The sequence below is a fragment of the Pseudomonas sp. KCJK9111 genome (genome assembly GCF_046231935.1).
Lineage (GTDB): Bacteria > Pseudomonadota > Gammaproteobacteria > Pseudomonadales > Pseudomonadaceae > Aquipseudomonas > Aquipseudomonas parafulva_B.
This window is the reverse complement of record NZ_JBJJMO010000011.1, coordinates 61,442-80,826: the sequence shown is the minus strand read 5'-3', so window position 1 is coordinate 80,826 and position 19,385 is coordinate 61,442. Positions and strand designations below refer to the sequence as shown.

19 protein-coding genes are annotated in these 19,385 nt (G+C 62.2%); 6 read left to right on the top strand and 13 right to left on the bottom strand.

The annotated features are described in order from the left end of the window. Positions 1-499 precede the first annotated feature (499 nt). The 3 genes from ACK59L_RS07100 to ACK59L_RS07090 form a co-directional block, all read right to left on the bottom strand. The gene (locus tag ACK59L_RS07100; protein WP_409272639.1) at positions 500-1,600 is read right to left on the bottom strand and encodes an AGE family epimerase/isomerase; all 1,101 of its coding nucleotides are present in this window, start codon (positions 1,598-1,600) and stop codon (positions 500-502) included. Between the two features lie 62 nt (positions 1,601-1,662). Further along, positions 1,663-2,295: a TetR family transcriptional regulator gene (locus ACK59L_RS07095; protein WP_409272637.1), complete on the bottom strand. Its 633-nt coding sequence runs from the start codon at positions 2,293-2,295 to the stop codon at positions 1,663-1,665. Between the two features lie 119 nt (positions 2,296-2,414). Then, complete coding sequence (locus ACK59L_RS07090) at positions 2,415-2,732, bottom strand: hypothetical protein (RefSeq protein ID WP_058638240.1); 318 nt, start codon at positions 2,730-2,732, stop codon at positions 2,415-2,417. Positions 2,733-3,071: 339 nt separating this feature from the next. On the opposite strand from ACK59L_RS07090, the gene ACK59L_RS07085 reads away from it, so the two are divergent. Then, on the top strand, positions 3,072-5,138 hold the full coding sequence (locus ACK59L_RS07085; protein WP_409272635.1) for an AsmA family protein: 2,067 nt from the start codon (positions 3,072-3,074) through the stop codon (positions 5,136-5,138). Between the two features lie 459 nt (positions 5,139-5,597). On the opposite strand, the gene ACK59L_RS07080 is transcribed toward ACK59L_RS07085, so the two are convergent. After that, positions 5,598-6,128, bottom strand: a complete 531-nt coding sequence (locus ACK59L_RS07080) for a bacterioferritin (RefSeq protein ID WP_409272633.1) — start codon at positions 6,126-6,128, stop codon at positions 5,598-5,600. 49 nt (positions 6,129-6,177) lie between these two features. Then, positions 6,178-6,519, bottom strand: coding sequence for an osmotically-inducible lipoprotein OsmE (osmE, locus tag ACK59L_RS07075; RefSeq protein ID WP_058638237.1), 342 nt, complete (start codon positions 6,517-6,519; stop codon positions 6,178-6,180). Positions 6,520-6,712: 193 nt separating this feature from the next. On the opposite strand from osmE, the gene ACK59L_RS07070 reads away from it, so the two are divergent. Beyond that, positions 6,713-7,000 (top strand): PsiF family protein, encoded by a 288-nt coding sequence (locus tag ACK59L_RS07070; protein ID WP_196137061.1) that lies wholly within the window; start codon positions 6,713-6,715, stop codon positions 6,998-7,000. A gap of 71 nt (positions 7,001-7,071) precedes the next feature. Further along, on the top strand, positions 7,072-8,079 hold the full coding sequence (locus ACK59L_RS07065) for an AI-2E family transporter (protein WP_023534518.1): 1,008 nt from the start codon (positions 7,072-7,074) through the stop codon (positions 8,077-8,079). Positions 8,080-8,199: 120 nt separating this feature from the next. On the opposite strand, the gene ACK59L_RS07060 is transcribed toward ACK59L_RS07065, so the two are convergent. Continuing rightward, on the bottom strand, positions 8,200-9,468 hold the full coding sequence (locus ACK59L_RS07060) for an Hsp70 family protein (protein ID WP_058603496.1): 1,269 nt from the start codon (positions 9,466-9,468) through the stop codon (positions 8,200-8,202). Positions 9,469-9,632: 164 nt separating this feature from the next. Between ACK59L_RS07060 and cbpA the strand changes: the two genes are divergently transcribed. Both cbpA and ACK59L_RS07050 read left to right on the top strand, forming a co-directional pair. After that, a complete protein-coding gene (cbpA, locus tag ACK59L_RS07055; protein ID WP_409272629.1) occupies positions 9,633-10,589 on the top strand; it encodes a curved DNA-binding protein in 957 nt (318 codons plus the stop codon). A 2-nt stretch (positions 10,590-10,591) separates the two neighbouring features. Then, on the top strand, positions 10,592-10,897 hold the full coding sequence (locus ACK59L_RS07050) for a chaperone modulator CbpM (protein WP_023534557.1): 306 nt from the start codon (positions 10,592-10,594) through the stop codon (positions 10,895-10,897). A 90-nt stretch (positions 10,898-10,987) separates the two neighbouring features. On the opposite strand, the gene ACK59L_RS07045 is transcribed toward ACK59L_RS07050, so the two are convergent. From ACK59L_RS07045 to urtA, 6 genes are all read right to left on the bottom strand, one after another. Beyond that, the gene (locus tag ACK59L_RS07045) at positions 10,988-11,509 is read right to left on the bottom strand and encodes a GNAT family N-acetyltransferase (RefSeq protein ID WP_167339474.1); all 522 of its coding nucleotides are present in this window, start codon (positions 11,507-11,509) and stop codon (positions 10,988-10,990) included. 31 nt (positions 11,510-11,540) lie between these two features. Beyond that, positions 11,541-12,239: an urea ABC transporter ATP-binding subunit UrtE gene (gene urtE, locus ACK59L_RS07040; RefSeq protein WP_409272627.1), complete on the bottom strand. Its 699-nt coding sequence runs from the start codon at positions 12,237-12,239 to the stop codon at positions 11,541-11,543. Between the two features lie 71 nt (positions 12,240-12,310). Then, positions 12,311-13,168, bottom strand: a complete 858-nt coding sequence (gene urtD, locus ACK59L_RS07035; protein WP_028687177.1) for an urea ABC transporter ATP-binding protein UrtD — start codon at positions 13,166-13,168, stop codon at positions 12,311-12,313. Beyond that, positions 13,165-14,244: an urea ABC transporter permease subunit UrtC gene (gene urtC, locus ACK59L_RS07030; RefSeq protein WP_409272624.1), complete on the bottom strand. Its 1,080-nt coding sequence runs from the start codon at positions 14,242-14,244 to the stop codon at positions 13,165-13,167. Before urtC ends, urtD begins: the two co-directional genes overlap by 4 nt. Then, entirely contained in the window at positions 14,244-15,731 is a 1,488-nt protein-coding gene (gene urtB / locus ACK59L_RS07025) for an urea ABC transporter permease subunit UrtB (protein ID WP_409272622.1), read from the bottom strand. The genes urtC and urtB overlap by 1 nt, the downstream gene beginning before the upstream one ends. An 86-nt stretch (positions 15,732-15,817) precedes the next feature. Next, on the bottom strand, positions 15,818-17,083 hold the full coding sequence (urtA, locus tag ACK59L_RS07020) for an urea ABC transporter substrate-binding protein (protein ID WP_027915294.1): 1,266 nt from the start codon (positions 17,081-17,083) through the stop codon (positions 15,818-15,820). 445 nt (positions 17,084-17,528) lie between these two features. Here urtA and ACK59L_RS07015 point away from each other — a divergent pair, with 445 nt between their 5' ends. Then, positions 17,529-17,825, top strand: a complete 297-nt coding sequence (locus tag ACK59L_RS07015) for a hypothetical protein (RefSeq protein WP_027915293.1) — start codon at positions 17,529-17,531, stop codon at positions 17,823-17,825. Positions 17,826-17,890: 65 nt separating this feature from the next. Here ACK59L_RS07015 and cycA read toward each other — a convergent pair whose 3' ends face one another. Beyond that, positions 17,891-19,306: a D-serine/D-alanine/glycine transporter gene (gene cycA, locus ACK59L_RS07010; protein WP_409272619.1), complete on the bottom strand. Its 1,416-nt coding sequence runs from the start codon at positions 19,304-19,306 to the stop codon at positions 17,891-17,893. Positions 19,307-19,385: the final 79 nt, after the last annotated feature.

Sequence of the window (19,385 nt, the reverse complement as noted above, 5' to 3'; positions counted from 1 at the left end):
AAGCAAGATCAAAAGCCAAAGCAACAGCAACAGCAACAGCAACAGCAACAGCAACAGCAACAGCAACAGCAACAGCAACAGCAAGAGCGTCTACAGTGGGAATGATAACTTCAAACGTGCCGCGATATATAACCCGTGTAGGAGCGGCCTTGTGCCGCGATGGGCCGTGCAGCGGCCCCAGAAACAGCGATATTGCTCAAATTTTGGGGCCGCTAGGCGACCCATCGCGGCACAAGGCCGCTCTTACACGAGAATTGAGTAATCTTCAAAGAATATACAAGCTTAACCAGTATATTGAATTAACATGTGCTGTAGCGCTTACAGAGTAATAACAATGCACATAGAACCAAGCCAATAAACCAGACGCCCGATACTGTGGCAGTTCTGATAACGCTCGCCATTGTACGTATTCCAATGGCGCGAATTTGCCAGCGCCCTGGAAGGCCCCAGGATCCGAGCCTACCTGCCCATCATGGCACCACTGTCGCAGCACCCGACTTCATTCACCCAGTCGCTTCAACCCTTCCAGGCAGGTAGCCAGGTGATAAGGCGTAGTCGACGGCATATCATGCCGGCTGACATTGCCCTGCCCATCCCGGCATTCATACCATCCCGCCTGCCGCAAGAACCGCCCCTGCAGGGCCTGCAACAGCTGGGGCAGCTTCTCGTCTGCGTCAGGGCGCAATGCCAAGGCCCTGGCGTATTCAGCCTGTGCCCAGATACGCTGGGTCGCATCCAGCACGTGCCCTTGCACATCCAGCGTCGCCAGCACCGCCATGTTTTTCACGCCATGGCGCTCGGCAAAGGCGAACCCCCGCTCAATGGAAGCATGCAACGCCGTCTCACGCAGCAGCGGCGAGGTGTGCAGCAAATAGAACCACTCGAACTGATGACCCGGCTCGAACCAGTTATCCACAGTGCCCCTGGGCTTTTCCAGCATCAGGCCGTGGGCAGGCTCGATGAAGTGGGCCTGCATCGCTGTGCATAACTGCAAAAGTGACTGCTGCACAGCCTGGTCATCACGCACGGCCAACACCTGCAGGAAGGCCTCCGCCAAATGCATCTGAGGGTTTTGCAGCGCGCCACTGCCCAGGTTGCCCCAGTCTTCACCCAGGCTGGCCTCGTACAAGCCATCATCCCGGGCAAAGCGATGCTCAATGACGTCCAGCGCAGCAGCCAGGGTGGAGACCACCAGGTTGTCGCGGACCTGGCCCCAATAGTGCGCGCAGGCGAAGACGATGAACGCGTGGGTATAGAGGTCCTTGCGCCGGTCCAGCGGCTTGCCCTGGGCGTCGATGCTGTAGAACCAGCCACCGTGCTCGGGGTCATGGAAGTGCTTTTGCAAGGAACGGAACAATGCCGCGGCGCGTTCGGCCGCACCCGGTTGATCGATGCGGCTGCTGAACAGGTACAACTGGCGTGCGCACGCCATCGCCCGATAGCGCTGCACAGGCAGCGGCTGATGTTCGGCGTCGAGCGCTTCGTAGGGCAATGCCAGTTCGGTGTTCCAGCCTGGCCCCTGCCATAGAGGCACGATGCACGTGGCAAAGTGCTGATTGAAGCGGGTCAGTTCGGGCAGGGTGGGGCGGGGCTTGGACATCTTGGCGCTCGTCGCTGTCGGGCAGGGCGCCATGGTAGCAGAAGTCGGGTTTGCCGAGCCCGTCAGCCCGGGTTGCCAAGGCCTTGCCAATGCCGCGCACCGACGAAGATGAAGCGCAGTTGCTGGGTGATCTTTTCCTGAGGCGTCAACGCCTTGGGTTCACCCCTTTCTGGCCTGTCGATCAATTCGGGCAAGGTGGCGAACACGGTCTTGACCACCAGGTCCGCCATGACGGTGAGCGCAGCATTGTCCAGGTGCTGCCAACGCTGCATCCGGCCCAGGTCGGTGGCCAGGTCAGCGGTGATGTTTTCACGCAGTTGGGCGATGGCCTGGCGCACGGGCTGCGACCCTCCGTACTGCTCACGTGCCAGGAACAGAAACTGGGCACGGTGGGCAGCGACCACGTCGAGGAATATACGGACCGACGCATCCGTGATACCGCCCAGCTCGAACTCGTTGTGTCGCACCAGCCGGATGGTCTGGCGGAAGGTATCGTCCACCTCGCTGACCAGTGCCAGGCCCAGTGCATCCATGTCCGGGAAATGTCGGTAAAAGCCGGTGGGCACGATGCCGGCCGCCTTGGCCACTTCGCGCAGGCTGATGCTGCCAAAACCGCGACCACTCTCCATGAGCAGGCAGGCGGCGTCGAGCAGGGCCTGGCGGGTCTGTAGCTTCTGTTCGGCACGCGGCAACATGATGCAGGTTTCTATAGAGGGTGGCTGGGCACTCTAGTTAAAAAAACGAAGCCCGGTCAATGGACCGGGCTCGAAGGGGTAGGTCAGGCAGACGACAGCGCGGTGCGTCTTGCACAAGGTCAGCTCACCCGTGCCGTTTGCGACAAGCGATCTGCACCGCCTTCGGCAACACGGCCGCTGCGCTCGATCAGGCGATCAGAACCACCTTCGGCAACACGGGCGCTGCGCTCGATCAGACGATCGGAGCCGCCTTCGGCAACACGGGCGCTACGCTCGATCAATCGGTCTGAACCGCCTTCGGCAAGTGTTTCAAGCGGTTGGATGTTTTGAACAGCGCTCGAACGTGATTCGGCGGTCAGGTGCTGCTCGGCACCTGGCAGGGCGAACGCATTGGCTGCAAGCAGGGAAAGGGTGAGGGTCAACAGGTGGCGTTTCATGATTCGGTGCTCCTCTGCGGGGCTGGAAAGTGGGTCTGTAGCCAATGCTACGCCGCGCACCGGCACAGAGAAGCTCATCCGGGTAATGGTAAAAATCGACCTCATTGATATCAACCGCCAAAGGCTCTATTCAGAGCCCTGGCTGAGTCGCAGGGGGCTTGATGGCATGGGTGCGCACGGGATACACCAAGCGAACCGGACGAGCCAGGCGCACCCAGGCACGGGAAATTCTTGGCTATCCTCCCCCTGAGATAAAACCCTCACGCCTTTCATCAGTCCCAGATACATGACCCCTCACCGCTACGCTTGTTTTCGCCTTGCCGCATGGAGACTCACGCAATGACGCGCCCCGCCAGAATCATCCTCTGGACCCTGACCACACTGCTGACCGTGCTGGCAATCCTGGTCGTGGTGATTGCCACCTTCGACTGGAACCGCGTCAAGCCCCTGCTCAACGAAAAGGTGTCCGAGGCCTTGCATCGGCCCTTCGCCATCAATGGCAACCTTGCAGTGCACTGGCGCACCGAGCCTGAAGAAGGCGGTTGGCGGGCGTGGATACCCTGGCCGCATTTCACGGCTGAAGACCTTACCCTGGGCAACCCGGACTGGCTCAAAGAGCCGCAGATGGTTGCACTGGAGCGCGTGGAGTTTCGCCTGTCGCCGCTGCCGCTGTTGTTCCACCAGGTCAGCATCCCGCGTATCAACCTGACCAAGCCGACTGCCAGCCTGACGCGCCTGGCGGACGGCCGGGCCAACTGGAATTTCGACTTCGGCCCGAAGGACGAGGACGAAGAACCGTCCAAATGGCAGATGGACATCGGCGCGATCGGTTTCGACCAAGGCAATGTCAGCTTTGACGACCAGACGCTCAAGGCTCGCATGAAGGTCCAGATCGATCCTCTGGGCAAGCCCATTGCATTCAGCGACATCGTGGGCAAGGCCACGGCCGAGAAGTCGGCGCCTGCACAGGACTATGCGTTCGGCCTCAAGGCGCAGGGGCGCTACAAGGACCAGCCCGTGTCCGGCACCGGCAAGATCGGCGGCCTGCTGGCACTCAAAGCGTCCGATCAACCCTTCCCGCTGCAAGCGGATGTGCGCATCGCCGATACCCATGTGGTATTGGCCGGTACCCTGACCGATCCGCTCAACCTGGGCGCGCTCGATCTGCGGCTGCGCCTGTCAGGCGCCAGCCTTGGCAATCTGTTCCCGTTGACCGGCGTGACATTGCCTGACACCCCAGCGTATTCCACCGATGGCCACCTCAACGCCAACCTGCGCGCCGAGCAAGGCGCTACCTTCGAATACCAAGGGTTCAATGGCAAGATCGGTGACAGCGACATTCACGGTGACCTGGCGTATGTCGCCAGCAAGCCTCGGCCCAAGCTCACGGGCAAGCTCGTTTCCAACCAGCTCCTGTTCAAGGACTTGGCACCCCTGATCGGCGCTGACTCCAATGCCGAGCAAAAAGCCCGTGGTGGTGCCAGCAAGCAGCCGTCCGACAAGGTCTTGCCGGTCGAGGAATTCCGTACCGATCGCTGGCGTGCCATGGATGCCGATGTCACCTTCACCGGCAAGCGCATCGTGCACAGCGAGCAGCTTCCTTTCAACGACCTGTCGGCCCACGTGATGCTGGAAGACGGCCTACTGCGCCTGGAGCCGTTGAGGTTCGGCGTAGCGGGCGGCAACCTGGCATCACGCATTCGCCTGGACGGCCGCAACGTTCCGTTGCAGGGGCGTGCACGGCTTACTGCGAGGGGGTTCAAGCTCAAGCAACTGTTCCCCACCTTCGCACCGATGCAAAGCAGCTTTGGCGAGCTCAATGGGGATGCCGACATCACCGGTCGCGGCAACTCCGTGGCAGCACTGCTCGGTAGCGCCAATGGCGACCTGCGCATGCTGGTCAACGATGGCGCCATCAGCCGCAGCCTCATGGAAATCGCAGGTTTGAACGTGGGCAACTACATCGTCGACAAACTCTTCGGTGATGAGGACGTGAAGATCAACTGCGCCGCAGCCGATGTCGGTATCAAGGATGGCCTTGCCAGTACGCGCCTGTTCATTTTCGATACCGAGAACGCGATCATCTATATCAACGGCACCGCCAACTTCGCCAACGAGCGCCTGGACCTGAAGATCACGCCGGAATCCAAGGGGTTGAGGCTGTTCTCCCTGCGCTCGCCGCTGTATGTGCGGGGGGCTTTCGCCAAACCTAGCGCCGGGGTGCAGGCCGTACCGCTGGCACTGCGCGGCGCCGGTATGGTTGCCCTTGGGGTGGTCGCGGGGCCTGCGGCCGGTCTCTTGGCGCTGATCGCACCCAGCAGTGGGGATGATCCCAACCAGTGCACACCCTTGTTGCAGCAGATGAAGGAAGGTAAGGCGCCGGCGGCCGTCAAAGGCCGCAAGTGATGGCGGGGCATGGGCCTGCGAGCTGAAACCTTGGAGCGGCTGCGCAGCCCATCGCGGCCGGTCCGGCGCCCCGGCAAGGCCGCTCCTTGAAATCGGTTAGCCTTCGGGGCGGTATTAGGCAGTTGCTTCTGCAAAGTCCAGGCCCTGCTATCTGCCAATACAGGGTCCAGGTAGGAGCGGCCTAGTGCCGCGATGGGCCGCAGCGCGGCCCCGGCATTATGCGCTGCGAAGCTAAGATCCTGAGGCTACTGCGCAGGAATTGCAGCCAGTCCAACGCTCCGGCGGAGCCGGTCGTGGGCTTGAGTAATCCAGAGTCAAGGTAAAGATCGCCAGTGCTTCACGATCCCCGAGGGTTGGCGGATGGTCCGGTCAGGGCGCCAGACCGACCGCAATGGGCTGCGAAGCAGCCCTGCGTGAGCAGCATTGCCGCATCAGCGGCATTGCCAATTGCTACAGGCCTTACAGCCCATCGAGCAGGTCGGACATGTCGTCGGCGTGCTCTTCTTCCTGCGCCAGGATGTCTTCGAAGATGCGGCGAGTGGTCGGGTCCTTGTCGCCGATGTACTGGATGATCTCGCGGTAGCTGTCGATGGCGATACGCTCGGCCACCAAGTCTTCCAGGATCATTTCCTTAAGGGTCGTGCCTGCCACGTACTGGGCGTGGGAGTTCTTGCTCAGGTTGTCCGGGTTGAAGTCTGGCTCACCGCCCAGCTGCACGATACGCTCGGCCAGCTTGTCGGCGTGTTCGGATTCCTGATTGGCATGCTCCAGGAATTCTTCGGCAGCCACGCTGGCCTTGACGCCAGAAGCCATGAAGTAGTGACGCTTGTAGCGCAGGGTGCAGACCAGTTCGGTGGCCAGCGAATCGTTGAGCAGCTTGATGATGCGCTCGCGATCGGCATTGTAGCCTTCGGTCACGGCACCGTTTTCCACATGCTCGCGCGCGCGCTGGCGCAAGGTCTGAATGTCGGTCATTTCAGTCGTGTTCATGTTTCATCTCCAAAAAGCATCAGGTAGTCGTAGTCAGGTAGCGGAAGCCTTACGCGCCTTTGACGGCTTCGCGGTCTTCTTCACGTTGTTTGCAGGTCTTGAAACCCTTGGCATCCACATGGCCGGTGGCATCGAAGCGCACGTAATATGGCTGTTGCTTGCCGTCGCGGTTGAGGATGTAGTCGTTGCAGGTACCACCATTGGGCAGGTCGATGACGTTGGACGGGCTGCCGCCGATGGCGATGACGCGCTGCATGGTCATGCCATTTTCGACCTGCTTGACCAGGGGCTCGTTGCGGTAGGTCACATAGTCCACCGGGTTTTCCGGGCGGCTGCCGCATGCCGTCAGGGTGGCGCTGGCCAGAAGGATTGCCAGAGTCTGCTTGAACATCGTCCCGCTCCTTGCACAAAAGGGTATGTGCAGGTTTTGAACCTCACGCAGCGCCAGGAGTTCGATCGAGCTAGCCAATTGCCTGCGTGCAAAAAGGTTGTCGTGCGCTTGATGGCAAAACGGGCCTCGCGCCAGCGCTTGTCTACACTGCAGGTGTCACCGTGCGTTGGGCGCGGGCTCAGGAGAACACGACATGAAACGGCTGCACATTCCGTTAGTGATGGTTGCGCTGTTGTTCAGCGCCCAAGGTTTCGCGGCAACTACCACCCAGCAGGAAAAGATGAAAACGTGCAATGCAGATGCCACGGCGCAATCGCTCAAGGGCGACGCCCGCAAGGCCTTCATGAGTACGTGCCTGAAGAAACAGGCGCCACAAACCCAGCAAGAGAAAATGAAGACGTGCAACGCAGACGCCACCGCCAAGGTGCTCAAGGGTGATGAGCGCAAGGCGTTCATGAGTGAGTGCCTGAAGAAGAAATGATCGGTGCCTATGCCTGCAGGCATAACGCTGGCAGACTGCGGATCTTCTTCGTTGGCTGCCGCTGAGGCTGTATGACCTTCACCCCCCGCCAAGTCACCCTGGCCAGTTTGATTATCGTGTTCGCAGGCTTGCTGTTGGCGTTGCCGTTGAAGCTGCTGCCCAGCCTGCTGGCAGGCCTGCTGGTGTTCGAACTGGTCAACATGCTCACGCCGCGCCTGCAGCCATTGATTGCCGGGCAGCGTGCGCGCTGGCTGGCAGTGGCGCTGCTGGGCACGCTGGTGGTGATCAGCCTGGCGCTGCTGATCGCCGGGGCGTTCAGCTTCCTGTTGCATGAAGCGGAAAATCCTGGCGCTTCGCTGGACAAGTTCATGGCGTTGGTAGAGCGGGCGCGCGGGCAGTTGCCGCCGTTCATCGAGGGCTATTTGCCGGCCAGTGCTGCAGAGTTCAAGGTGGCGATCGGCGACTGGATCAAGAGCCATCTCAGTGATTTGCAACTGGTGGGCAAGGGCATGGCCCACATGTTCGTGACCCTGCTGATCGGCATGATCCTGGGGGCTATCGTCGCCCTGCAGCGCATACCCGATATTTCCCGGCGCAAACCACTGGCGGCCGCCCTGTTCGAGCGCCTGAGCCTGCTGGTACAGGCGTTTCGCAACATCGTTTTCGCCCAGATCAAGATTTCCCTGCTCAATACCGCATTCACTGGCATCTTTCTGGCCGTGGTGCTGCCGTTGTTCGGGGTGCACCTGCCGCTGACCAAGACCTTGATCGTGCTGACGTTCCTGTTAGGTCTGCTACCGGTCATCGGCAACCTCATGTCCAACACCCTGATTACCATCGTCGGGTTGTCGTTGTCGGTGTGGGTGGCAGCGGCGGCGTTGGTCTACCTGATTGTCATCCACAAGGTGGAGTACTTCCTCAACGCCAAGATCGTCGGTGGGCAGATCAGGGCCAAGGCCTGGGAACTGCTGTTGGCCATGCTGGTGTTCGAAGCGGCGTTCGGCCTGCCGGGGGTGGTGGCAGGGCCGGTCTATTACGCTTATCTCAAGAGCGAGCTGCGCAGGATGGAGCTGGTTTGAAGGCGGCCACGGCGGGCCTGCTCAGGACATAACAAGGCCGGCGCAGGCTTGGTCAGGCGGTCACAGCCAGCGCTACCGTCAACGAGGGGCGACACAAGCGCCCCTTACCCCGTCGTTTCGTCACGCGCCATAACGCTTGCGTGCCTCAATGGCCAGCCCACTGCCGATGCTGCCAAAGATGTTGCCTTCCACGTGACGGGCATTGGGCAACATCGCCGCCACACTGTTGCGCAGGGCTGGAATGCCGCTGGAGCCGCCCGTGAAGAAGACCGTGTCGACCTGGCCCTGGCTGACCCCGGCCTTGGCCAGCAAGTCCGTGACACTGGCCCGCACCCGTTCCAACAGGCTTTCGATGGCCGTCTCGAACAGGTTGCGAGACAGGTCCACGCCAAGGCCTGGTTCGATGCGGCCGAGGTCGACGTGACGACTCGGCTGTTCGGTCAATTCGATCTTGCTGGCTTCCACTTCCATGGCCAGCCAATGCCCGGCGCGCTCCTCGATGAGTTTGAACAGCCGATCAACGCCAAGGGTGTCCTCGATGTCGTAGCGCATGTTGCCCAGCGCCAACTGCGACTTCTGTGAGTACAGCGCGTTGATCGTATGCCAGGTGGCCAGGTTGAGGTGATAGCTGGTTGGCATCAAGGCACCGCTTTTCATGCGGCTGCCATAACCGAACAGCGGCATCACCCCTTGCAGGCTCAGCTGCTTGTCGAAGTCCGTGCCGCCGATGTGTACGCCACCGGTTGCGAGGATGTCGCTCTGGCGCTCGGCCACCGCGTGCCGCTCCGGCGACAGGCGAATAAGGGTGAAGTCGGACGTACCGCCGCCGATGTCGACGATCAGCACCAGTTCTTCACGGCTGATGCCCGACTCGTAGTCGAACGCCGCGGCGATGGGCTCGTACTGGAACGATACGTCCTTGAAGCCGATCTTGCGTGCCACCTCGGCCAACGTGTCCTCGGCTTCCTGGTCGGCTGCCGGGTCCTCGTCGACGAAGAATACCGGGCGGCCGAGCACCACCTGGTCGAACTCACGCCCGGCCTCAGCCTGCGCGCGGTTTTTCAGCTCACCGATGAACATCCCCAGCAGGTCCTTGAACGGCAGTGCGCTGCCCAGCACGCTGGTGTCGTGCTTGATCAGCTTGGACCCGAGCAGGCTCTTGAGCGAGCGCATCAACCGCCCCTCATAACCTTCGAGGTATTCGTGCAGGGCCAGCCGGCCATAGACAGGGCGGCGCTCCTCGATATTGAAGAACACCACCGAGGGCAAGGTGATCTTGCCGTCTTCCAGGGCAATCAGCGATTCCATGCCCGGACGGTGCCAGCCAACCGTCGAGTTGGAGGTGCCAAAGTCGATGCCAAGGGCGCGGGCCGGGGATACGTCGGACATGGGGAAAAGGCTTCCGGAGGCAAAACGGCCGCGCAGTGTATGCCAGCTGGCGACAGAATCAAGACCGGTCGTCTGCCATGGAGCAACCCCAAGCGGGCCTTGAAAGGCTATGCTTGATCCCTATCTTCTCCAGCAACACGCACATTCACACTGGTGATCCCTAGATGGACTTCAAAGACTACTACAAGATACTTGGCGTAGAGCCCACGGCGGACGACAAGGCGATCAAGGCCGCGTACCGCAAGCTGGCCCGCAAGTATCACCCTGATGTCAGCAAAGAGCGCGACGCCGAAGACAAATTCAAGGAAGCCAACGAGGCCTACGAAGTGCTGGGCGACGCGCAGAAACGCGCCGAATTCGATGAAATCCGCAAGTACGGCGGCCAGCATGGCCGGCCGTTCCAGGCACCGCCGGGCTGGGAAAGCCGAGGTGGGGCCGGGGGTGGTTTCGAGAGTGGCGATTTTTCGGACTTTTTCAGCTCGATGTTCGGCGGTCGTGGAGGCAACCCATTCGGGGGGGCTCGTCAACAACAGCGCAGTGCCGGCAGGCGAGGGCAGGATGTGGAGCTTGAACTGGCGGTATTTCTGGAAGAAACCCTGGCCAAAGAGTCCAAGCAGATCAGCTTCCAGGTACCGCAAACCAATGCCATGGGCCAGCGCACCGGGTTCACCACCAAGACCCTGAACGTGAAGATCCCGGCCGGCGTGACCGATGGCGAGCGCATTCGCCTCAAGGGCCAGGGTGCCCCGGGGGTCGGTGGCGGTGCCAATGGCGATTTGTTCCTGACCATCCGCATGGCCCCGCACCCGCTGTTCGACGTCGAAGGGCACGACCTGATCATCACCGTGCCGCTGGCACCTTGGGAAGCGGTCCTGGGCACCAAGGTGGCGGTACCTACGCTCGAAGGCAGGATCAACCTGACCATCCGCCCCGACAGCCAGAGCGGGCAGCGCCTGCGGGTGCCAGGCAAGGGCCTGGCCGACAAGCAGGGCCAGCGCGGCAACCTCTATGCACAGCTCAAGGTCGTCATGCCGACCACCTCTGACGAATCTACCCGGGAACTGTGGGCCAAGCTTTCCGAGAAGGCCGCGTTCGACCCGAGGGCACAATGGAGTAAGTGATCATGAGCAGCACCCTGATCGTTCAACTGGACATGCATACCTTGTGTCAGGAAGCCGACCTCACGGCGGACTGTGTGATCGAGATCGTCGAGCACGGCATTGTGGAGCCAACCGGGCGCAGGCCTGAAGACTGGCTGTTCGACGATCAGGCACCGCTGCTGGCAAGGCGCGCGGCCAAGCTGCACCAGGAGCTGGAACTGGAATGGGAAGGCGTGGCGCTGGCCCTGGAATTGCTCCAGGAGGTGCAGCAGCTACGCAACGAGAACAGCATGCTGCGCCAGCGCCTGGGCAGGTTCACGCAGATGTGAGGGGAACCCGACGCAAGCAGGGCTGGAACGCTGGCCAACGCAGCTTTGTGTCACCCGGCAAGGCAGCGTGAGGGCTGCCGGGGCGAGGTGTCAGGGCAGGTCTGGCTCGGCCCCTGGGCTCAGCACCCGCTGCATGAAGGTCAGGTCCAGCCAGCGCCCGAATTTCACCCCCACCTGCGGCATCTGCCCGGTAACCACGAAACCCAGGCGCTCGTGCAGGTGCACAGACGCTGCGTTGCCGCTTTCGATGGCCGCGACCATGACGTGCTTGCCACAGCCTTGGGCGCGTTCGATCAACGCAATCATCAGCGCCGGCCCAAGCCCTTTGCCGCGCTGATCGCTGCGCACATAGACCGAATGCTCGACCGTGTGGCGAAACCCCTCGAACGGGCGCCAGTCCCCGAAGGAGGCGTAGCCCAGCACGTCGGCGCCGTCCACGGCCACCAGTATCGGGTAACCCTGTTGTGCACGGGCGTCGAACCAGGCCTGGCGGTTGGCCAGGTCCACCGGCGTCTCGTTCCAGATGGCCGTGGTGTTGCGCACGGCATCGTTGTAGATGTCGAGGATGGCCGGTAGGTCGGCAGGCAGGGCGTCGCGGATTTCGTGACTCATGGCAGCGTCTCGCTAGGTCGAAGCGTGCAGGTTAAATGGTTACCAGCCCGCGTACACCTTCGGCCTGCATGTTTTCGCCCCGGCCACGCTGCACGATCTGGCCACGGGCCATGACCAGATAGTGATCAGCCAAAGCCTCGGCAAAATCGTAGAACTGCTCGACCAGCAGGATGGCCATGTCGCCGCGCTGCGCCAGCCGCTGGATGACCGCGCCTATTTCCTTGATCACCGAAGGCTGGATACCCTCGGTGGGCTCATCGAGAATCAGCAGGCGCGGACGACTGGCCAATGCCCGGCCGATGGCCAGCTGCTGTTGCTGCCCCCCGGACAAATCCCCGCCACGGCGTTGCTTCATCTGCTCGAGCACAGGGAACAACTCGTAGATAAAGGCAGGCACTTCACGCGCCTCGCGCCCCGCAAAGCGTGACAGGCCCATCAGCAGGTTTTCCTCGACGCTCAGGCGCGGGAAAATTTCGCGGCCCTGTGGCACGTACGCAATGCCGGCCTGCACCCGGTGGTGCGGCTTGAGTGCGGTGATGGGCTTGCCTTCCCATTCCACGCTGCCTTCGCGCACGGGCACCAGGCCCATCAGGCAACGCAGCAACGTGGTCTTGCCCACGCCGTTGCGGCCCAGCAGGCAGGTGACCTCGCCCAGCCTGGCTTCGAAGGAAAGGCCGCGCAGAATATGGCTGCCGCCGTAGTACTGGTGCAGCGTATCGATCTTGAGCATGCAAGGCTCCTGAAGTAACGGGTTGGCGTCCCCGGCAGCTCACCGGTGTACGCGAGAAGACGTGCGCCTGTTCAACGACCGAGGTACACCTCGACCACACGATCATCGGCCTGCACCTGCTCAAGCGATCCCTCAGCCAGCACCGAGCCCTGGTGCAGCACCGTCACATGGTCGGCGATGCTGCCCACGAACCCCATGTCGTGCTCGACCACCATCAGCGAGTGCTTGCCTGCAAGCCCCTTGAACAGCTCGGCGGTAAAGGCGGTTTCGGCGTCGGTCATGCCGGCCACGGGTTCGTCGAGCAACAGCAGTTGAGGTTCCTGGACCAGCAGCATGGCAATTTCCAGAAACTGCTTCTGGCCGTGGGACAGCAGCCCGGCCTGACGCGAGGCCAGCCCGTTCAGCCGCACGGTGGTCAGGACTTCGTCGATCCTGTCGCGTTGCTCGCCGCTCAGGCGCGACCTCAGGCTCGCCCACACCGACTTGTCGGTCTTGAGCGCCAGCTCGAGGTTTTCATACAGGCTCAACGCCTCGAACACCGTGGGTTTCTGGAACTTGCGACCGATGCCAGCCTGGGCAATCTGGTATTCGCTCATGCGCGTCAGGTCGAGCGTGTCGCCAAAGTAGGCACTGCCTGCGCTGGGCCGTGTCTTGCCGGTGATCACGTCCATCATCGTGGTCTTGCCCGCACCGTTCGGGCCGATGATGCAGCGCAGCTCGCCCACGCCGATATACAGCGTCAGCGCATTGAGTGCCTTGAATCCATCGAAGCTGACGCTCACCTCTTCAAGGCTCAGCACGGTGCCATGCCGCGCGTCCAGGCCTGGTACGCGGGCATGGCCCAGGCCTATGGCGTCGCGGCCGATACCCTGCGGGTCGAAGGCAGGTTCGAGCATGAACTCCGGGTGTACCGGGGGCAGGCCTCTCATGACTGGCTCCTTTTGTTCCACAGGCCGACCAGGCCCTTGGGCAAGTACAGGGTCACGAGGATGAACAGCGCACCGAGGAAAAACAGCCAGAATTCCGGGAAAGCCACCGTGAACCAGCTCTTCATGCCGTTGACCAGCCCCGCGCCCAGCAGCGGGCCGATCAGGGTGCCGCGCCCGCCCAGTGCCACCCAGACAGCAGCCTCGATGGAGTTGGTGGGCGACATTTCGCTGGGGTTGATGATGCCGACCTGAGGCACGTACAGCGCGCCTGCCAGGCCGCACAGCATGGCGCTGAGCACCCATACCAGCAGCTTGAAACCACGCGGATCGTAGCCGCAGAACATCAATCGGTTCTCGGCATCGCGAACGGCCGTCAACAGGCGCCCGAACTTGCTGCGCGTCAACCGCCAGCACAGGTACAGGCTGGCGACCAGCAGCGCGACGGTGAGCAGGAACAGTACGGCGCGGGTCCCGGGTGCGGCCATGTCGAAGCCCAGCAGGGTGCGAAAGCTGGTGAAGCCGTTGTTCCCGCCAAAACCGGTCTCGTTGCGAAAGAACAGCAACATCCCGGCAAAGGTCAGGGCCTGGGTCATGATCGAGAAGTACACACCTTTGATGCGCGAGCGGAAGGCAAACCAGCCGAACACCAGGGCCAGCATGCCAGGCGCCAGCACCGCCAGGCACAGGGCCCAGGCAAAGTGTTGGGTGCCGGCCCAGTACCAGGGCAGCTCGCTCCAGGACAGGAAGGTCATGAAGCCTGGCAGCCCCTCCCCGGCGGCCTGGCGCATCAGGTACATGCCCATGGCGTAGCCGCCCAGGGCAAAGAACAGACCATGGCCGAGCGACAGCAGCCCCGCATAGCCCCAGACCAGGTCAAGGGCCAGGGCCACGATGGCATAGCAGAGGATCTTGCCCACCAGCGTGAGCACATAGGCCGACACATGCAGGGCATGGTCGGCGGGCAGCAGCGACAACAGCGGCAAGGCGAGCAGCAGCGCCAGGGCGGCGATACCCAGCGCCAGCGACAGGCGAGGGCCGGCTTTGTGCGCAGCGGTGACAAGCAGTGGCTGGTTCATCAGTCGATCACCCGTCCCTTGAGGGCAAACAGGCCTTGCGGGCGCTTCTGGATGAACAGGATGACCAGCGCAAGGATGAGGATCTTGCCGAGCACCGCACCGATCTGCGGCTCCAGCAGTTTGTTGGCGATGCCCAGCCCGAACGCCGCCCAGAGGCTTCCGGCCAGTTGGCCGACACCCCCGAGCACCACCACCAGGAATGAATCGATGATGTAGCTTTGCCCCAGGTCCGGCCCCACGTTGCCGACCTGGCTCAAGGCCACGCCGCCCAGGCCGGCGATACCCGAACCCAGGCCGAAGGCGAGCATGTCCACACGCCCGGTGGACACGCCGCAGCACGCCGCCATGTTGCGGTTCTGGGTTACGGCGCGCACGTTCAGGCCCAGGCGCGTGCGGTTGAGCAGCAGCCAGGTCAGCAGCACCACGGCCAGCGCGAACGCGATGATCACCAGGCGGTTGTAAGGCAGGATCAGGTTGGGCAGAACCTGGATGCCACCTGACAACCAGGCCGGGTTGCTGACCTCGACGTTCTGTGCGCCGAAGAGCAAACGCACAGCCTGGATCAGAATCAGGCTGATGCCCCAGGTGGCCAGCAGGGTTTCCAGAGGGCGGCCGTACAGGTGGCGGATCACCGTACGCTCCAGCGCCATGCCGACACCGGCACTGACGGCGAACGCCACGGGCAGGGCGATCAGTGGGTAAAACTCCAGGGCACCCGGTGCGTAGCGCTGCACCACTACCTGCACCATGTAGGTGCTGTAGGCGCCGAGCATCAGCATCTCGCCATGCGCCATGTTGATCACACCCAGAAGTCCGAACGTGATCGCCAGCCCCAGCGCCGCCAATAGCAGGATCGACCCCAGCGACAGGCCACTGAAGGCCTGGCCCAGTACTTCACCGACCAGCAGCTTGCGCTTGACCTGGGCCAGGCTGGTTTCGGCGGCGGTACGCACCGTGGGGTCCGTTTCCATCTCGGGTTGCAACAGCGCCTCAAGGCGCGTACGGGCCGTTGGGTCACCGGTTTCCCCTAACAGGCGTACGGCCGCCAGGCGCACCGAAGGGTCGCTGGCCCCGAGCTGCAGGTTGGCCAACGCCAGGCCCAAGGCTGCCCGCACGGTCGCATCCGGCTCGCTGGCGTAGCGCCGGTCGAGCAAGGCGACCTGAGCCGGTTGTGCGCTCTTTTGCAACTGCCTGGCGGCGGCTAGCCGGGTGGCGCTGTCGTCACTGAGTAACCGGTGGCTGGCCAGGGCATTGTCGATCAGCCCGCGCAGGCGGTTGTTCAGGCGCACCTTGCGGCTGTCGTCCTTGGCGATTCGGCCGGCCTGCAGGTTTTCCAGCAATGCCACTCGGCCTGGCTCGGGTTGGGCGGCCCAGGTATCAAGTAGGCGCGCCTGCTCGGCGGGCTTGGCGGCGAAGAAAAACTCACCTTCGCTGGCGTCTACTGCCAGGGGCAACAGCAGTAGCAGGGTAAGCAGGAATCTGAGCATGAGGCTCTCCTGTGAATCAGCGCTTACGCGCAGGCGTACCCGAACACCGGGCCGCCCACGGGCGGGCTGCAGCGCAGCCCAGGGCCTCAGTTGCCTTTCACGGCGTAATCAGGGCGCTTGTCATTGCCTGGGATGAAGGGGCTCCAGGGTTGCGCCCGCAGCGGTTGCTCGGTTTCCCACACCACGCTGAACTGCCCATCGTCCTGGATCTCGCCGATCATCACTGGCTTGTGCAGGTGGTGATTGGTCTTGTCCATGGTCAGGGTGTAGCCCGAAGGGGCCTTGAAGGTCTGCCCGGCCAGCGCTTCGCGCACCTTGTCCACATCGGTGGATTTGGCTTTTTCCGCCGCCTGCGCCCACATGTGAATGCCCACATAGGTGGCTTCCATCGGATCGTTAGTCACCGCCTTGTCGGCGCCAGGAAGGCCTTTGGCCTTGGCATAGGCCTTCCAATCAGCGACGAACTTCTGGTTGACCGGGTTATCCACCGACTCGAAGTAGTTCCAGGCGGCCAGATGGCCCACCAACGGCTTGGTGTCGATGCCCCGCAGCTCCTCTTCGCCCACCGAGAACGCCACGACCGGCACATCGGTCGCTTTCAGGCCCTGGTTGGCCAGCTCTTTGTAGAAGGGCACGTTGGAGTCGCCGTTGACCGTGGAAATTACCGCCGTCTTCGCCCCGGCCGAGAACTTCTTGATGTTTGCGACGATGGTCTGGTAGTCGGCGTGGCCGAACGGCGTGTAGACCTCCTCGATGTCCTTGTCGGCCACGCCCTTGCTGTGCAGGAACGCGCGCAGAATCTTGTTGGTGGTGCGCGGGTAGACGTAGTCGGTGCCCAGCAGGAAGAAGCGCTTGGCGCCGCCGCCGTCCTCGCTCATCAGGTATTCCACCGCCGGAATCGCTTGCTGGTTGGGCGCAGCGCCGGTGTAGAAGACGTTCGGCGACATCTCTTCGCCTTCGTATTGCACCGGGTAGAACAGCAGACCATTGAGCTCCTCGAATACCGGCAATACCGATTTGCGCGACACCGACGTCCAGCAACCGAACACCACCGCGACCTTGTCCTGGGTCAGCAACTGGCGGCTTTTTTCGGCGAACAGCGGCCAGTTGGACGCCGGGTCCACCACCACCGGCTCCAGCATCTTGCCGTTCACCCCACCTTTGGCGTTGATCTCATCGATGGTCATCAAGGCCATGTCCTTGAGCGACGTCTCGGAGATGGCCATTGTCCCGGACAGCGAATGCAGGATGCCGACCTTGATGGTCTCGGCTGCCTGGAGACTCCAGCTAAGGCCCATCGCCGCCATCGAGGCGCTGAGGGTGAAGGCCTTGATCAGACTGCGTCGCTTCATGTGCTCTCTCCGCTGAGTTGTTGTGGTGTGGGCAGAAGGGCGATTGCAAAGGCTGTGCCGTGGTGCGCAAGGCTGCGGTCTAGAAGGGTTGTGCTTCTATGCGGGGCTTGGATAGGGGCCAGGTTGGTGCTTGCGCGACTGGCCTGCACAGGATTGGGTCCAGGGCGGTGAACAGTTTTGACACATAAGCGGTACTTGAGTACCGTTCGGCACCGCAGTAGATTCTGCGACCGGGATTGGCGTCCCGTTATACAGAGAGATCGAGCATTGACGCGCCTTGCGACTTTGCTCTGCATGGCTGCACCCGTCATGGGCGGAGCCGTGTGTGGGAGCCTTCGGGCTCACCGGTTCTCTCTGCCGGCACGCCAACCCGCACGGCTCCGTCCACCCATATTGGCGTATGGGCTCGGAGCGTCATAAAGAGAGAGCTGCAAGGAGATGCACCATGCTCAAGAAGATCGTTCCAGATCCACCCCGCACATCTCGTTCCGTGACCGCCAGTGCCGATTTCGGCACCTGCAATCAGGCTCATGATCCAATACTGTCGGTTCAGGCTGGGATCGATAGCGAGGATGCACTTGTGTGCGCCGTTGCCGCGCTGAAAGCGGCTTATGAAACCAATGCCGCAGCACTGGAAAGGGTGGGAGAGCCGCTTCGTAGTTTACTGACCGCGACGGAAAACTCGCTAGAGAAAGGTTTGGCCCTGGCCGAGGCAGTGCTCAAGGGGTTGGAGCAAGGCTGAAGCGGCCTGGTTGTTGTGCGCCCATTCGCCAGTTCTGCCTGAGAATGGGCTGCACAGTTTGCTGATCAGTTGCTCGACGACCCACGTACGGCAGTACGCGGCTGGCGCCGGCTCCGCACGAACTGGTAGGTCACCGCCAGGATCACAAACCAGATCGGCGTCACCACCAGCGCCGAGCGGGTGTCGGCCTCCAAGCTCAGCAGCACAAGGATGCCGGCGAAGAACGCCAGGCACACGTAGCACATCAAACGCCCGCCAGGCATCTTGTAGATCGACTGCTCGTGCAGCGCCGCGCGGTGCTTGCGGTAGCTCAGGTACGACAGCAGGATCAACGTCCAGACGAACATGAACAGCACCGCCGACACCGTGGTGACCAAGGTGAAGGCTTCGATCACGTTCGGGACCAGGTAGATCAGCACCGCGCCGAGCAGCAGGCACAGGCAGGAGAAGTACAGGCCGTTGGCCGGCACGGCGCGGCGGGACAACTTCTCGAACGCTTTGGGCGCATCGCCTTCCTGGGCCAGGCCGAACAGCATGCGGCTGGTGGAGAACACCCCGCTGTTGGCAGACGAGGCCGCCGAGGTCAGCACCACGAAATTGATGATGCTTGCCGCCGCTGGCAGGCCAGCCAGTACGAACAGCTCAACGAACGGGCTCTTGCCCGGGACCACGTCACGCCATGGGGTCACCGCCATGATCGCGATCAGTGCCAGTACATAGAACACGATGATGCGGATCGGGATCGAGTTGATCGCCCTGGGCAGCGTGCGCTCCGGGTTTTTGGCTTCGGCTGCCGTGGTGCCGACCAGCTCGATGCCCACGAAAGCGAAGACTGCGATCTGGAACCCGGCGAAGAAGCCCATCATGCCGTGGGGGAACATGCCGCCGTCATTCCACAGGTTGGCCAGTTGAGCCGTGCGTGCGCTGGGGGAGGTGAAACCGGTGATGACCATGTACAGGCCGGTGGCGACCAGGCCCAGGATGGCAATGATCTTGATCAGGGCAAACCAGAACTCCATTTCGCCGAACAGCTTGACCGTGACCAGGTTCAGCGACAGCAGCACGGCCACGCAGGTGAGCGCCGGTATCCACTGAGGCAGGTCGGGAAACCAGAACTGGGTATAAGCCGCAATGGCCACCACGTCGGCGATGCCGGTGACCACCCAGCAGAACCAGTAGGTCCAGCCGGTGAAGTAGCCCGCCCAGGGGCCGAGCAGGTCGGCGGAGAAGTCGATGAACGACTTGTAGTTCAGGTTCGACAGCAGCAGTTCGCCCATTGCGCGCATGACGAAGAACAGCATGAAGCCGATGATCATGTAGACGAAGATGATCGAAGGCCCAGCCAGGCTGATGGTCTTGCCCGAGCCCATGAACAGACCGGTGCCGATGGCACCGCCAATGGCGATGAGCTGGATGTGTCGGTTGGTGAGGTTGCGTTGCAGGTGTTGGTCGTCGGGTGGAGTCGGCGCAGTTTGCGTCATAGGCTGCATTCCCTTGTAGAGGTCAGTCGCATTGGCTGACGTAGCCGGCTAGGCTATCACGCACTGCAAAGGTGCGGGC

What these genes read in the sequence shown, in the direction of transcription:
- ACK59L_RS07100 (WP_409272639.1), bottom strand. Translation starts at nt 1,600, where the DNA reads ATGTCCAAGCCCCGCCCCACCCTGCCCGAACTGACCCGCTTCAATCAG.
- ACK59L_RS07095 (WP_409272637.1), bottom strand. Translation starts at nt 2,295, where the DNA reads ATGTTGCCGCGTGCCGAACAGAAGCTACAGACCCGCCAGGCCCTGCTC.
- ACK59L_RS07090 (WP_058638240.1), bottom strand. Translation starts at nt 2,732, where the DNA reads ATGAAACGCCACCTGTTGACCCTCACCCTTTCCCTGCTTGCAGCCAAT.
- ACK59L_RS07085 (WP_409272635.1), top strand. Translation starts at nt 3,072, where the DNA reads ATGACGCGCCCCGCCAGAATCATCCTCTGGACCCTGACCACACTGCTG.
- ACK59L_RS07080 (WP_409272633.1), bottom strand. Translation starts at nt 6,128, where the DNA reads ATGAACACGACTGAAATGACCGACATTCAGACCTTGCGCCAGCGCGCG.
- osmE (WP_058638237.1), bottom strand. Translation starts at nt 6,519, where the DNA reads ATGTTCAAGCAGACTCTGGCAATCCTTCTGGCCAGCGCCACCCTGACG.
- ACK59L_RS07070 (WP_196137061.1), top strand. Translation starts at nt 6,713, where the DNA reads ATGAAACGGCTGCACATTCCGTTAGTGATGGTTGCGCTGTTGTTCAGC.
- ACK59L_RS07065 (WP_023534518.1), top strand. Translation starts at nt 7,072, where the DNA reads ATGACCTTCACCCCCCGCCAAGTCACCCTGGCCAGTTTGATTATCGTG.
- ACK59L_RS07060 (WP_058603496.1), bottom strand. Translation starts at nt 9,468, where the DNA reads ATGTCCGACGTATCCCCGGCCCGCGCCCTTGGCATCGACTTTGGCACC.
- cbpA (WP_409272629.1), top strand. Translation starts at nt 9,633, where the DNA reads ATGGACTTCAAAGACTACTACAAGATACTTGGCGTAGAGCCCACGGCG.
- ACK59L_RS07050 (WP_023534557.1), top strand. Translation starts at nt 10,592, where the DNA reads ATGAGCAGCACCCTGATCGTTCAACTGGACATGCATACCTTGTGTCAG.
- ACK59L_RS07045 (WP_167339474.1), bottom strand. Translation starts at nt 11,509, where the DNA reads ATGAGTCACGAAATCCGCGACGCCCTGCCTGCCGACCTACCGGCCATC.
- urtE (WP_409272627.1), bottom strand. Translation starts at nt 12,239, where the DNA reads ATGCTCAAGATCGATACGCTGCACCAGTACTACGGCGGCAGCCATATT.
- urtD (WP_028687177.1), bottom strand. Translation starts at nt 13,168, where the DNA reads ATGAGAGGCCTGCCCCCGGTACACCCGGAGTTCATGCTCGAACCTGCC.
- urtC (WP_409272624.1), bottom strand. Translation starts at nt 14,244, where the DNA reads ATGAACCAGCCACTGCTTGTCACCGCTGCGCACAAAGCCGGCCCTCGC.
- urtB (WP_409272622.1), bottom strand. Translation starts at nt 15,731, where the DNA reads ATGCTCAGATTCCTGCTTACCCTGCTACTGCTGTTGCCCCTGGCAGTA.
- urtA (WP_027915294.1), bottom strand. Translation starts at nt 17,083, where the DNA reads ATGAAGCGACGCAGTCTGATCAAGGCCTTCACCCTCAGCGCCTCGATG.
- ACK59L_RS07015 (WP_027915293.1), top strand. Translation starts at nt 17,529, where the DNA reads ATGCTCAAGAAGATCGTTCCAGATCCACCCCGCACATCTCGTTCCGTG.
- cycA (WP_409272619.1), bottom strand. Translation starts at nt 19,306, where the DNA reads ATGACGCAAACTGCGCCGACTCCACCCGACGACCAACACCTGCAACGC.